The sequence below is a fragment of the Streptomyces aculeolatus genome (assembly GCF_020400605.1).
Classification (GTDB): domain Bacteria; phylum Actinomycetota; class Actinomycetes; order Streptomycetales; family Streptomycetaceae; genus Streptomyces; species Streptomyces aculeolatus.
In genome coordinates this window covers 1-14041 of the sequence record NZ_JAINRD010000021.1, presented here as the reverse complement: position 1 = coordinate 14041, position 14041 = coordinate 1, and the positions used below count along the sequence as shown (strand labels likewise).

Below are 14041 nucleotides of genomic sequence, written 5' to 3'. Positions count from 1 at the left end.
GACACCATGAAGTGGAAGCAGCTCAGACGGCGCGTGGCCGTCGGGATACCGGCGCTCGGCCTGGTCGCGATCGGGGTCCTGCCCCTGTCCGGCTCCGCCCTCGCCGGCGTCGCACCCGAGGGCGGCGGCACGGGCAGTAGCAGCGGCGGCGGCACCGGCCCGGCCGCCGGGGCCGCCGCGGCCGGCGCGGAACTGCCCTACGTCGAGTACGAGGCAGAGGCCGGCACGTACGACGGCACCCTGCTGGAGGCCGACGCGAAGCGGACCTTCGGGCACACGAACTTCGCGTCCGAGTCCTCGGGCCGCCAGTCGGTGCGGCTGGAGAACACCGGCCAGTACGTCGAGTTCACCTCGACCTCGCCGACCAACTCCATCGTCGTCCGCAACTCCATCCCCGACGCCCCGGGCGGCGGCGGCGCGGAGGCGACGATCAGCCTGTACGCGAACGGCGAGTTCGTCCAGAAGCTGGACCTGTCGTCGAAGCACAGCTGGCTGTACGGCAACACCGACGACCCCGAGGGCCTGACCAACAACCCGCAGACCGACGCCCGCCGGCTCTTCGACGAGTCCCACGCGCTGCTGGAGGAGAGCTACCCGGAGGGCACCACCTTCCGCCTCCAGCGCGACGCCGACGACAGCGCCGCGTTCTACGTCATCGACCTGATCGACCTGGAGCAGGTCGCGCCGCCGAAGGAAAAGCCGGCCGAGTGCACGTCGATCACCGAGTACGGCGCCGTGCCCGACGACGGCAACGACGACACCGAGGCGCTCCAGGCGGCCGTCACCGCCGACCAGAACGGCGAGATCGAGTGCGTCTGGGTCCCGCCGGGCCAGTGGCGGCAGGAGCAGAAGATCCTGACCGAGGACCTCGCCGGCGGGCAGTACAACCAGGTCGGCATCAGCAACGTCGACATCCGCGGCGCCGGCATGTGGCACTCGCAGTTCTCCACCCTGACCCCGCCGCACGAGGCCGGCGGCATCAACCACCCGCACGAGGGCAACTTCGGCTTCGACATCGACAAGCAGACCAAGATCTCCGACCTCGCCATCTTCGGCTCCGGCACCATCCGCGGCGGCGACGGCGGCCAGGAGGGCGGCGTCGGCCTGAACGGCCGGTTCGGCGTCGGCACGGAGATCACGAACGTGTGGATCGAGCACGCCAACGTCGGCGTCTGGGTCGGCCGCGACTACTCCAACAGGCCGGAGCTGTGGGGCCCGGCCGACGGGCTGAAGTTCAGCGGCATGCGGATCCGCAACACGTACGCGGACGGCATCAACTTCACCAACGGCACCCGCAACTCCGAGGTCGTCAACTCGTCCTTCCGCACCACCGGCGACGACTCGCTCGCCGTCTGGGCCAGCAAGTACGTGAAGGACCCGGCCACCGACATCGGCCACGACAACGCCTTCCGCAACAACACCATCCAGCTGCCCTGGCGCGCGAACGGCATCGCGATCTACGGCGGTTACGGCAACACCGCCGAGAACAACCTGATCTCCGACACGGCGAACTACCCGGGCATCATGCTCGCCACCGATCACGACCCGGTGCCGTTCTCCGGCGAGACGGTGCTCTCGGGCAACTCGCTGTACCGCTGCGGCGGCGCGTTCTGGGGCGAGGCGCAGGAGTTCGGCGCGATCACGCTCTTCCCGGCGGGCCAGCCGATCCCGGGCGTGACGATCAAGGACACGGACATCCACGACTCGACGTACGACGGGATCCAGTTCAAGACGGGCGGCGGTGAGATGCCGAACGTGAACATCTCGAACGTGTCGATCGAGAAGTCCAACAACGGCTCCGGCATCCTCGCCATGGGCGGCGCCCGCGGCAGCGCGAACCTCACGGACGTCACCATCACCGGCTCGGCCGAGGGCGACGTGGACATCGAGCCGGGTTCGCAGTTCGTGATCAACGGCTGGCCGGGGGCGGAGGACGGCACCCCGGCCCGTAGCGGGAAGGACTGACCGACGCGGTAACGGGGGGGCGGGGCCGGCCGGGACGAGAAGTCCCGGCCGGCCCCGCCGCTTGCTGCTCCCTGCGGTTACGGCAGCTGGTCGACGTGCGGACCGACCTTGTCCGACCAGGCGTTGCCGTTGGTGGCGTCCCAGTTGGTGGACCAGGTCATCGCGCCGCGCAGACCCGGGTACGTCTTCTCCGGCGTGAACGAGCCGCAGCCGGTGCCCCGCGTCAGGCAGTCCAGCGCGTCCGTCACCACGCCCGGATCCACGTACCCGCCGCCCGCCGCCTGCGGCGAGGCGGGCGTGCCGAGGCCGACCTGCGAGGGGTCGAGGCCGTTCTCCAGCTGGATGCAGGCGAGCGCGGTGAGGAAGTCGACCGTGCCCTGCGAGTAGACCTGGCCGTCGCAGCCCAGCATGGAACCGCTGTTGTAGTACTGCATGTTGACGACGGTGAGGAAGTCCTTGATGTTCAGCGCCGTCTTGAAGTACTCGTTCTCCGGCGACTGCATGTCGATGGTCTGCGGCGCCATCGTCACCACCAGGCCGTCGCCGGCGCCCGCGTGGATCGCCTCCAGGGCCTGCGTCATGTACGTGGAGTTGAGCCCGTTCTCCAGGTCGATGTCGACGCCGTCGAACCCGTACTCCTCCATGAGCGACAGGATGCTGGTCGCGAAGGCGTCCGCGGACGCCGCGTCGTTGACGGCGACCGCGCCCCGCTCGCCGCCGACGGAGATCACGACGGACTTGCCGCTCTCCTGCTTGGCGGCGACGTCCGCCTTGAAGGCGTCCTCGGTGTAGTCGAGCGCGGGGTCGAGGGTGAAGTCGACCTGGCCGGGGGTGCCGGTCGCGTCGGCGAAGGCGACGGCGACGATGTCGTACGCCTCGGGGACGTCGGCGATGGTCTGGACGGTGGCGCCGTTGTCGAAGTTCTGCCAGTAGCCGGTGACGGCGTGCGCGGGCACCGCCGCGGCGCCCTGCGCGACCGGCTCGGGGTCGGCGGCGGCCTCGGTGACGGCCACGGCGGCGAGCCCGCCGGCCGCGAGCGACGCGGCGGCGAGGGTGCCGACGAGCCGCTTGCGCGTCTTCCGGAACTTGTGTGTACGTACGCGTGCCACAACTGCCTCCGGGTGGGGGGTGGTTACGTGGGGGGAACGGCCGGGCGCGGCACCCGCCCCGGGAAGGGCGGAACGGGCCCGCGCCCGGCCGTGGTCGAGCCGGCCGGGGTCAGCAGCTCAGGTTGTCACCGGGGGTCGTGCCGAGGATCTGCACGAACTGGGTGTACTTGTCGATCCGGCTCTGCACCTGACCGGGGTTGCCGCCGTTGCACTCGATCGACCCGTTGATGGCCCGGATGGTCTCGCCGAACCCGTGCCCGCCGACGATCGCGTCGTGCGCGGGCATCGACCCGGGCCCGGACTGCGTCATCCAGTACCAGATCCCGGTCTTCCACGCGACGGCGGCGTTCTGCTCGACCTGCCAGGGGTCGTTCAGCAGGTCGATCCCGAGGGCGTCGCCGGCGGCCTTGTAGTTGAAGTTCCAGCTGAGCTGGATGGGCCCGCGCCCGTAGTACGCGGCCTGCCCGGCGGGGCAGCCGTAGGGCTGCGACGCGTCGCAGTAGTGCGGGTAGTTGTCCTGGTTCTGCTCGACGATGTGCACGAGCCCGCCGGTCTCGTGGCTGACGTTCGCGAGGAACGCGGCGGCCTCGCGCTTCTGCGTGGTCTCGTCACCGGTGGCGGCGAACCCGGGGTACGCGCTGAGCGCGTCGGTCAGCCCCTGGTACGTGTAGAAGGAGTTCCGCCCCGGGAACATCTGCTCGAACTGCGCCTCGCTGACGACGAACGCGGCAGCCGCCCTCTCGTCCGCACCGCCCTCGCCCTCGCCGGCCGACGCGGTCACGGGCAGCACGACGGCGAGCGCCGCGGCAAGGGCCCCGATCGCGAGCAGGGCTTTGACCTTCGTTCCGAGTTTCCTCAGCACCTCATCACTCTCCTGGTGGGGGGTCGCCGACGCGGACGCCGGCATGGGAGCTTGACGGGGCGCAGTCAATCACCTTGGTCTACACCAAGACAAGGTGTAGACCAATGGCTTCTGCCCCGGGTCGACTTGTCGGCTTCCGCCGGAGGGCCGGTCCAGGGCGAACTCTCAGGGCCGACGCCGACGCCCTCCGAAGCACGCCTGCGGCGCCACCCTCAGGTTCACCGTCCGACTGACGTGGGCTTCGCTCAGGCGAACGTACTAACACCCATTTGACGGGTGGGAAGCGGTTGTGCGGCTGTGCTGTGGCCGGTCCCACGATGATCGGCATGGCGTCGAGAACCCGCAGGGGATTCCACCACCACCGAGGAGCACGGATGCACCTGATTCCGTCAGAGCAGGAAAAGCTGCTGCTGAGCGTGGCCGGGATGCTCGCCAGTTACCGCAAGGAGCGCGGCATCAAGCTGAATTACCCCGAAGCCGTCGCCTACCTCAGCTGCTGGGTCATCGAGGAGGCCCGGGCGGGCAACTACACGGTCGACCAGATGATGAGCGACGCCGGCACTCCCCTGGAGGAGCGGAAAGGCGACACCCGGGGTGAGGGCGAGAGCGTGCTCACGACCGACGACGTCATGGACGGCGTGCCCGAGATGCTCGACGTCCTCCAGGTCGAGGCGACCTTCCCCGACGGCCGCAAGCTCGTCACCCTCTACGACCCGATCCGCCCGAGGGTCGCCACGCTGCCCGCCCCGATCCGCTGAGGACGCACCGATGCCCTACTTCCAGTCGCCGGCCGCGAATCCCTCGCACCCCGCGCCGGTCGCGGCGCCTGTCGTCACGGCCCCTGACCGAGAGCACGAGTTGCTGCCGCCCTCCGCCCTGGATCCGAGCCGGGTCTGCGACTTCTCCCGGTTCAGGGTGGGGGAGGTCTGGGTCAAGGACCCGGCCGCGGAGCTGGTCCTCAACTCCGCGGAGGGCAAGGCCGTCGTCTACGTGGTCAACGTCGGTGACCGCGACATCCAGGTCGGTTCGCACATTCACCTGGCCGACGTCAACGCGGACCTGCTGTTCTTCAGCGACCTGCGCAACGCAGCCGAGGCCGAAGCCGCCCTGACCGACCCGCACAGCGCCCGGCCCGAGCAGATCGCCAAGGCCCGAGAGTCGGCGCACGACCGGTCGAAGACGCCGGGAGTCGCCCCCTGGGGCTACCGCCTCGACATCGCTCCGGGGGACTCCATGCGGTTCAGCCCGGAGAGCGCGCCCAGCGACGCGATCGAGGTCGTACCGATCGGTGGCGACCGGCGTGTTCCCGGCCTGCGCAAGGACAAGCGGGCCGGCGACGTGGATCTCGGCTGACAGGCCCTCGTAAACGGCAGTTGGAGGAAGCATGGCGAGAATCCGCCGCGACCAGTACGCGAAGTCCTACGGCCCGACCGTGGGCGACCAGGTCCGCCTGGGCGACACCAACCTCTGGATCGAGATCACCGAGGACCTGACCTTCGGTGGTGACGAGGCGGTCTTCGGCGGCGGCAAGACCATCCGCGAGTCGATGCTGCAGGGGACCACCACGAGTGCGCAGGGCGCCGCCGACACCGTGATCACCAACGTGGTCATCCTGGACGTCGCCCCCGCCCAGGAGCGGGAGAACGGCAACGCCGTCGTACGTGCCGACGTCGGGATCAAGGGCGGCAAGATCGTCGCGATCGGCAAGGCCGGCAACAGGGACGTCATGGACGGGGTCACCGCCGGGCTGGAGATCGGCCCCGCCACGGACGTGATCGCCGGCGAGGGCAAGATCCTCACCGCCGGTGCCGTCGACACCCATGTCCACTACATCTCCCCCTCGGCCGTGAGGGAGGCCGTGGCCACCGGAACCACCACGCTGATCGGCGGTGGCGTGGGCCCCTCCGAGGGGTCCAAGGCGACCACCGTGACCCCCGGCCCGCAGCACCTGGTGAACCTGCACCGCAGCTTCGACGACCTGCCGGTCAACGTGATGCTGCTGGGCAAGGGCAACACCGTCAGCAGGGAAGGCCTGGACGAGCAGGCGCTGGCGGGCGCCGGCGGCTACAAGATCCACGAGGACTGGGGCGCCACCCCCGCGGCCCTGGACGCGGCGTTGAAGGCGGGGGAGGAGTGGGGCATGCAGGTCACCCTGCACGCCGACTCCCTCAACGAGGCCGGCTTCGTCGAGACCACCCTCGACGCCGTCGGCGGACGCGGCGTGCACGTCTTCCACGCCGAGGGCGCCGGCGGCGGGCACGCCCCCGACATCCTGAAGGTCGCCGCCGAGGAGAACGTCCTGCCGGCCTCGACCAACCCGACGCTGCCGTACACCAGGAACACCGTGGCCGAGCACATCGACATGCTGGCCTCGGCCCACCACCTCGACCTCGCCAACAAGAACGACCAGGCGTTCGCCGACTCCCGGATCCGTTCCACGACCATGTTCGCCGAGGACGTGCTGCACGACATGGGCGCGATGTCGATCACCTCCTCCGACGCCCAGGCCATGGGCCGCATCGGGGAGGTCGTGACCCGTACCTGGCAGGTCGCCCACGTCATGAAGGAGTGGAGCCACCGGACCTTCAAGGACGCGAACTTCTTCTACGGGGCCGGGCAGGGCAAGGGCGACAACGCCCGTGCGCTGCGCTACGTGGCCAAGTACACGATCAACCCCGCCATCGCCCACGGCATCGACGAGTACGTCGGTTCGGTGCAGGCGGGCAAGCTCGCCGACCTGGTGCTGTGGGACCCGCGCTTCTTCGCCGTACGGCCCGAGACGGTCATCAAGGCGGGCGCCATGGTGCTCGGCAACCTGGGCGACCCCAACGGTTCGGTGTCGACGCCGCAGCCGACGTTCCTGCGCCCGGCGATGGCCGACGCGATCGCCGCCCGGCTGTCCTACTCGTTCGTCTCGGACAAGGTGCTCAACCCGCCCGCAGGCGCCGACCCGTACGACGCGGTGAGGGGCGAGGGCGTCTTCAAGGATTCGCTGCGGGCCACCCTCGGCCTGCGGCGTGAGCTGAAGGGAGCCAAGCCCGTCAAGGGCGTCGAGAAGGCGGACATGGTCTTCAACGGCGAGCGGTTCGGCATCGACATCGACCCGGGCACCTTCAAGATCGCGGTGGAGATCCCGGGGCTCGATGCGGCGCAGGAGCACGGCCTCACCAAGCACAGGACCCGTGAGGGCTTCTGGTATCTCGACCAGCCGAAGCCGCCGAAGAACCTGCCCCTCACCCAGCGTTACCTGATGTTCTGAGGCACCCGGTGAGCACCTCTCCGCTCCTGCTCGCCATGCTGGGCGACGCCCGGCTCCCGTCCGGCGGGCACACGCAGTCCGCCGGTCTGGAGCCGGCGCTACGGGCCGGCCTGACACCCGCCGGGGTTCCCGCCTACCTGCGATCACGCCTCCGTACGGTCACCCGCGTCGAGGCGGGGACCGCCGTCGTCGCCCGCGCGGTGGCGGCGGGCGGCGGCGACCTCGCGGAGGTCGAGGCCGCATGGGCCGCGCGGACCCCCAGCCCGGCGCTCAGGGCCAACGGGCGGCGGCTGGGCCGCGGATACCTGCGCGTCCTGCAGACGCTCTGGCCCGGGCCCGTCGACGCTCGTGCACGCACCTGGTCGCGCCCGGTCGTACTCGGGCTGCTCGCGCACCGCGCCGCGCTGGCCCCTGCCGACGTGGCCCGGCTGGTCGGGTACGACGACGTCCAGACCGCGACGGCGGCCCTGCTCAAACTCGAACCGCAGGACCCGCTGCTCACCGCCGCGTGGGTGAACGGCCTGCTGCCCGACATCGACGAGATGGCCGCGCAGGTCGCCCGCCTGCGCACCCCCGAGCAGATCCCGGCCCACGGCGCCCCTCTCATCGAGCGCTGGGCCGAGACCCACGACACCGCCACGGAAAGACTCTTCAGTGCCTGAGAACACCACCGCCACCGCCCCCGTCCGCGCCATGCGTCTGGGCGTCGCCGGTCCCGTCGGCACCGGCAAGAGTTCGCTCATCGCCACGCTGTGCCGGGCACTCGCCGGCGAACTGCGCCTGGGCGTCATCACGAACGACATCTACACCGACGAGGACGCACGCTTCCTCAGGAGCGCCGGCGTGCTGGACCCCGAACGGATCCGCCCCGTCGAGACGGGCGCGTGCCCGCACACCGCGATCCGCGACGACGTGACCGCCAACCTGCTGGCGGCCGAGGACATGGAGGCCGACTTCGGCCCGCTGGACCTGGTCGTCATCGAGTCCGGCGGCGACAACCTCACCGCGACCTTCTCCCCGGCCCTGGTGGACGCCCAACTGTTCGTCCTGGACGTCGCCGGCGGCGGCGACGTCGTCCGCAAGGGCGGCCCCGGCATCGCCCGCGCCGACCTCCTCGTGATCAACAAGACCGACCTGGGCCCGTACGTGGGCGTGGACGTCGCACGCATGGCCCGGGAAGGCCGCGAAGCCCGCGAGGGCTCCCCGGTGGTCGCGCTGTCCCGGCACGACGAGGCGTCCGTCCGGACGCTGACCGACTGGGTCCGCGACGCCCTCACCCGCTACCGCACCGGCAACCACGCCCCCGTCGACCCCGGCCCCATGGCCCCGCACTTCCACGCCGACCAGGACGCCGGGGACGCCGGGGACGCGCACCCGCACACCCACGCCCACGGCCCCACCCACCCCGACGGCACCACCGATGCCGACGGCACCGCCGACGCCCACCACGGCCACGCCCCGGCGAACGCCGGGCACGGCGCATGACCGGCACGACGGGCCCGACCCGGCTGAGCGTCGCCCCCACGGCGAGCCGCAGCCGCGTCCACCACACGACCGGGCACCTGACCGTACGGGTCATGGACCAGGACGCCGACGGAGCCCGGGTGGGCCTGCTCGCCACCCAGGCGCTGCTGCTGTCCGGTGACCACGTACGCATCGAGGTGGACGTCGCTCCCGGCGCCTGGCTCGACGTCGTGGAGACGACCGGCACGGTCGCGTACGGAGGCGACGCGCCGTCGTCCTGGACGATCGACGCCGCCGTGGGCGACGGCGCCGTGCTGACCTGGGAGGGAAAGCCGTTCGTGGTCTCGGACGGGACCGCCGTCCACCGGGGCACCCGGCTGCGGCTGCACGGCACCGGCAGGGCACTGATGCAGGAGAAGGTCGTGCTGGGGCGCGCCGGGCAGTCGGGCGGAGACCTGACCACGTCCCTGGACGCGACCGACGACACCGGTCCGGTGCAGGTGGAACACCTGGACCTGGGCCGGCAGGCCCGCCGGATGCCGGGCGTCTTCGGAGACCTGCGCTCCATGGACACGGTCACCGCCCTCGGGTGGTCGCCCGGACCGGTCGGCGAACCGGCAGCGGGCACCACCGGGCCCGGGGAGACCTACTTTCCCCTGGACCGCTCCGGCGCCGTACTGCGCTGGATGGGCATCGGCCGGTTCCGCGACCGGCTGTGCGACCCCGCCTTCGCCGACTGGCGCGATGAGGCCATGCGTGCCCGCCCCCATGAGCCGGCTCAGGTCTGACAGCCGTGTCCCGGCAGGTGGTTGAGCGTTCGGGCCACGGAGCCCGCGCATAAACCGATGGCGGGCCGCGGCGGCCGCTGCTACCTTCGCGGAGGCCGTGCGAGAGAGCGAGGAGGTGGTACCCGTGAACGTATCGACGTGGGTGCTCTCCTCCGGGGTCACGGTCGGGCGGTAGGTCGTCCGGGAGCGCCGTTCATGCGCACTCCCGAAAGGCACGACCATGGCCCTTCACTTCACCTCCGAACAGCGCCTCGAAGACGACGTCCGCGAGCGCAGGTTCACCCTCGGCGAGATCCCCGGCATCCTGTGGACGCCCGCGTCCGCACCTGCGCCGCTGATTCTGCTCGGCCACCCCCCGCTCGGACTGGACAAGATGTACCCCCGGCTGGCGGCGCGGGCCCGGCACGCCGCGGCGGACGGCTTCGCCGCGGCCACCATCGAACTCCCCGGCAGCGGCGACCGGCCCCGCTGGGCCGCCGCCGAGGAGGCCCGCGCCGACCTGCGCCGGGCCAGGGAAGCCGGCGAGCCGGTCAGCGACGAGATCATCGACGCCCTCACCCTCCCGCTCGTCGACAAGGCGGTCCCGGAATGGCAGGCGACCCTCGACGCCCTCCTGTCGCTGCCCGACGTCGGCGGCCCGGTCGGGTACTCGGGGGGAGTGATCTCCATCGGCATCCGGCTCGCGGTGGTCGAGCCGCGCATCGTGGCCGCCGGCCTCTTCGCCGGGAGTTACGTGCCGCGCGCCATCTTCGAGCAGGCCTGCCAGGTCACCATCCCGCTGCACGTCCTGCTCCAGTGGGACGACGAAGGCAACGACCGGCAGGCGGCCCTGGACCTGTTCGACGCCTTCGGCTCCGCGGAGAAGTCCCTGCACGCCAACATGGGCGGGCACACCGGAGTCCCGCAGCACGCAGGGGAGGGCGCGGACCGCTTCTTCACCCGCCACCTGAAGTGAGGCCGGACCGCCGGCCCCTCAGCAGACGGATAACTCCCGGCACTCCGTGACTGCTTGCACCGCGGGGCCCCTGCCGACTCGGCAGGGGCCCCGCGCCCGCGTCGCCGGGCAGCGGGGGCACAGGCGGTGTGCTACGGGTGCGGTGTGCCACCGTAGAGCGTCATGAGCGACGATCGCGAGAGGGCCGCGGCGCTGGCGCAAGCCGTTGAGTTGCGGGAACAGGGCCGGGCCGGCCCGGCCCGGGAACAATTGATGGAGCTGGCCGAGCGGTATCCCGGAGATGCCGAGATCGCCTACCAGACCGCTTGGGCACATGACGTTCTCGGCCTGGAGCGCGAAGCCGTCCCGTTCTATGAACGGGCCCTGGGCGGTGCGGGCCTGTCCCCGGAGGATCGTCACGGGGCTTTCCTCGGGCTGGGCAGCACTCACCGCGTCCTGGGCTCCTACGGGGAGGCCGTGCGGATTCTGCGGCTCGGGCTCGAGGAGTTCCCCCACGATCCGGCGCTGCGGGCTTTCCTCGCCATGGCGCTGTACAACGAGGGCGAAGGCCGCGAGGCGGTCCGGCTGCTGCTGAGGACACTGACCGCCACCAGCAGCCACCGCCGGGTGCAGGACTACCGGCGGGCGATCGAGCACTACGCCGACGACCTGGACGGCGTGCCGGCAGCTTCGTAACGGGCGCCCAAGTGCACGGTGACGTCGCCCGGCAGGGGCCGCCGCAACGGCGTGGAAAACGACCCCGCCCCGGGCAAGCCCTGCCCTGTCGCCCATGTACACCGTCGGCGACCAACTCGTCGAGGCCATCCGGCTGCACCTGCCGCTGGCGCGGGAGGCGGCCCGCACGCGGGCCGTACAACTGCTGGCGCGGGTGGGCATCCCCGGCGCCGAGCGGCGCATGGACGCCTACTCCTTCCAGCTCTCCGGCGGCATGTGCCAGCGCGTGATGATCGCCATCGCGCCGTCCTGCGACCCCGAGCTGCTCATCGCCGATGAGCCGACCACCGCGCTGGACGTCACCACCCAGGCCCGGATCCTGGACCTCCTGACCGAGATCCAGGCATCCGCCGTTGCGAGGGCTCACGGTCGGGAAGGCCAGCCGGGGTGGGGACGCCGCGGAGGTGCTTTTCCCTGTCGGGGGTTCCGCCCTTGGCTCGGACCGGCTCGTAGGAGTCGGCCTCCCGGCCGTGCGACGCTGGGGGAGGGCGTTGCGCGGACGTCGGCTTCGGTGGCCAGGGTGACGACGGTCATCGCGCAGTTGGAGCGGGTCGGGGTGTTGTTGAGGATGCGGTCCATGGCCGCGCGGATGCGGTTCCGTTCGTCGAGGGCGGGGGGTATTCCCGGGGCACCTGAGTGGTGACGCGGTGGTTGTGGTGATGGTCGGCGTGTTCCCGGAGCCGGTCGGCTCGCTGGAGCTGGCGCGGGCGGGGGACTATGCGTTCAAGGACCGCGGGCGAGGTGGTTTCCGCCGTCCTCCCGGGCAGGTTTGAACTAGTGGCCGTGGATCAGATGGCGTCTGCTGTCCGGGTGCTCACACCACCGCGCCGCAAGTCCAAGAAAAACGCTTTCGCCTGGCGCGGCGAGCGGCATGATCTCCAGCACAAGGCCCTTCCCGGCGCATCCGGGGCGAACATGGAATCGCGCACTTGAAGAAATTGCTCGCTCTTGCCCGACATCTCGGCCGTCGCGGGCACTCGAGCGACAATATCCATGCCACCGCTGGACTGCTCTCACACCAGCAGATTGCCGCCCGCTCTGCGGGTTTCCCGCGTGACCGCAGTCGGCACGGTCATCCTCGACGAGCTACGGCCGACTGAAATCAAGGTCCGTAGACCGGGGATACGAGGGCGGGCAGGTTCAAGGGCGCGTGGGGTGCCCGTGCGTTCTGGGCTGGTCACCTCGAACGCCTACCGCCAGCGGGTGTGAGCGCTATGCTGTGATCCGCGGCCACCGTCTCATCGTAACCCCACACACGTCACGATGATCAACGGTGGCCGCCCCTTGCCGTACCTGACATCCACCAGCAGGATGACGATCCGCAGCCATCGAAGTGCAAGCCTTCGTCGGCGAAACCGGATGGTGGGGCACATCCCCTGTACACGGTTGGCGTGGTGCAGGGTGAGTGGCGGGCTCGGCTTGTTGGCTCCCATGGTGGCCGCCTCGTGACTGTGCTCGGTCGCGTAGGGCAAGGGCGGCGGCTCAGTCTGCGTTCTTGAGACCGCCGAGGACGGCCCGCGGCGGTGGGTCTTCCCGCCGCATGTCCACATGCGAGCCCGCCGCTTCAGGCCGCCTGCGCTCAGATGGCCAACCCGGCTGCACGGTAGCCGGCCTGGAGCCTTCCACTTCGCAGCTCGGGCTCATCGACCGAGATCGTCTCCGAGAAGGAGATGAGTCGTTGATATGGAGGATCTCCAGAGGTCAGGAAAGTGAATTTCTCCGTGTAATTGAGAGTTTGGGCTACAGTGCGGGATGGGGTAAGTGGAACAAAGGTGGAGGCGCACAGTTGATGCCGTTGGTGTGATGTGCATGATCGGCGGTTCGATCGCGCTTCGTGCAATCAAGCTCGTGGGTGAGGGCTTGGGATTGCTGCATTAACCTAGATCCATTGTGGATCTACCCTCGGCTCCGGTGAACGTCAACCCCTATTGTTCACGGGGTACCCCCTACAGTACTCATGAGACGGCCGGTGAGTTTCTGCACCGGACCCCTGAGGGCGGCGGCAGAGTGTCGTCCATGACGTCACCTCCCTTATAGCGTCATCTGGTTGAAGGATGTGACGACGGAGGAGCCCAGCCGCCATGTCGAATGATCCCGTTTCCAACGAGAAGACTCTACGCGAATATCTGAAGTGGGCTTCTGCGGAGTTGCACGAGACCCGCCAACGTCTTCAAGAGGTCGAGGAGTCGGCGCGCGAGCCGATCGCCATCGTCGGAATGGCATGCCGTTTTCCTGGTGGTGTGAAATCCCCCGAGGAGATGTGGCAACTGGTGCACGAGGGGCGCGACGCGATCTCTCCGTTTCCCGAGGATCGTGGCTGGGATTTGGCAGGTCTCTTCGATCCTGACCCCGATCGCTTCGGGACGTCGTACACCAGGGAAGGCGGCTTTCTCAGTGAAGCCGGCGAGTTTGACGCCGACTTCTTCGATATATCACCCCGTGAGGCTCTGGCGATGGACCCGCAGCAGCGGCTCATCCTGGAATCCTCTTGGGAAGTACTCGAACGCGCTGGCATCAACCCGACCTCTCTGAGGGGTACCAAGACCGGTACCTTCATAGGGTTCAACCTCGTGGACCACGGCTCCACCCTCCCGAAGATCCCTGACGAACTCGAAGGTCACTTTTCGACAGGAAGTTCGGCAAGTGTGCTCTCCGGGCGCGTGGCGTACACCCTGGGCCTTGAAGGCCCCGCCGTCTCCGTCGACACGGCTTGTTCATCCTCGTTGGTGGCGCTGCACCTGGCAGTGCAGGCGCTGCGCAACGGCGACTGCTCACTTGCCCTGGTCGGCGGCGTCACCGTCATGACCAGCCCGGGGGAGTTTGTCACCTTCAGCCGCCAGCGCGGCCTTGCTCCTGACGGACGTAGCAAGGCATTCTCGGCGGCCGCGGACGGCCTTGCCATGTCCGAGGGCTTGGGCATGCTCC

11 protein-coding genes and 2 pseudogenes are annotated in these 14041 nt (G+C 69.9%); 11 read left to right on the top strand and 2 right to left on the bottom strand.

The features are described 5' to 3' along the window. Positions 1–6: 6 nt before the first annotated feature. Entirely contained in the window at positions 7–1965 is a 1959-nt protein-coding gene (locus tag LG396_RS28450) for a right-handed parallel beta-helix repeat-containing protein (protein ID WP_225796953.1), read from the top strand. A gap of 77 nt (positions 1966–2042) precedes the next feature. Here LG396_RS28450 and LG396_RS28445 read toward each other — a convergent pair whose 3' ends face one another. After that, complete coding sequence (locus LG396_RS28445; protein WP_018844751.1) at positions 2043–3074, bottom strand: chitinase; 1032 nt, start codon at positions 3072–3074, stop codon at positions 2043–2045. A 109-nt stretch (positions 3075–3183) separates the two neighbouring features. Continuing rightward, positions 3184–3936, bottom strand: coding sequence for a chitinase (locus tag LG396_RS28440; RefSeq protein WP_018839088.1), 753 nt, complete (start codon positions 3934–3936; stop codon positions 3184–3186). A gap of 374 nt (positions 3937–4310) precedes the next feature. On the opposite strand from LG396_RS28440, the gene ureA reads away from it, so the two are divergent. The 10 genes and pseudogenes from ureA to LG396_RS28390 all read left to right on the top strand — a co-directional run. Next, positions 4311–4694: an urease subunit gamma gene (gene ureA / locus LG396_RS28435; protein ID WP_037749600.1), complete on the top strand. Its 384-nt coding sequence runs from the start codon at positions 4311–4313 to the stop codon at positions 4692–4694. A 10-nt stretch (positions 4695–4704) separates the two neighbouring features. Beyond that, on the top strand, positions 4705–5289 hold the full coding sequence (locus tag LG396_RS28430) for an urease subunit beta (protein WP_225796952.1): 585 nt from the start codon (positions 4705–4707) through the stop codon (positions 5287–5289). A gap of 31 nt (positions 5290–5320) precedes the next feature. Further along, on the top strand, positions 5321–7195 hold the full coding sequence (gene ureC, locus LG396_RS28425) for an urease subunit alpha (protein ID WP_225796951.1): 1875 nt from the start codon (positions 5321–5323) through the stop codon (positions 7193–7195). 8 nt (positions 7196–7203) lie between these two features. Continuing rightward, a complete protein-coding gene (locus LG396_RS28420) occupies positions 7204–7857 on the top strand; it encodes an urease accessory protein UreF (protein WP_225796950.1) in 654 nt (217 codons plus the stop codon). A 31-nt stretch (positions 7858–7888) separates the two neighbouring features. Beyond that, a pseudogene (gene ureG, locus LG396_RS28415) lies at positions 7889–8479 on the top strand (urease accessory protein UreG); the annotation flags it as partial. Between the two features lie 197 nt (positions 8480–8676). After that, positions 8677–9447, top strand: coding sequence for an urease accessory protein UreD (locus tag LG396_RS28410; RefSeq protein WP_225796949.1), 771 nt, complete (start codon positions 8677–8679; stop codon positions 9445–9447). A gap of 220 nt (positions 9448–9667) precedes the next feature. Beyond that, positions 9668–10402, top strand: a complete 735-nt coding sequence (locus LG396_RS28405) for an alpha/beta hydrolase (protein ID WP_225796948.1) — start codon at positions 9668–9670, stop codon at positions 10400–10402. 162 nt (positions 10403–10564) lie between these two features. Next, positions 10565–11077: a tetratricopeptide repeat protein gene (locus LG396_RS28400; protein ID WP_225796947.1), complete on the top strand. Its 513-nt coding sequence runs from the start codon at positions 10565–10567 to the stop codon at positions 11075–11077. An 82-nt stretch (positions 11078–11159) separates the two neighbouring features. Further along, a pseudogene (locus LG396_RS40030) lies at positions 11160–11459 on the top strand (ATP-binding cassette domain-containing protein); the annotation flags it as partial. A 1738-nt stretch (positions 11460–13197) separates the two neighbouring features. Further along, positions 13198–14041 (top strand): beta-ketoacyl synthase N-terminal-like domain-containing protein (locus tag LG396_RS28390; RefSeq protein ID WP_225796946.1); only part of this gene is annotated, 844 nt, incomplete at its 3' end.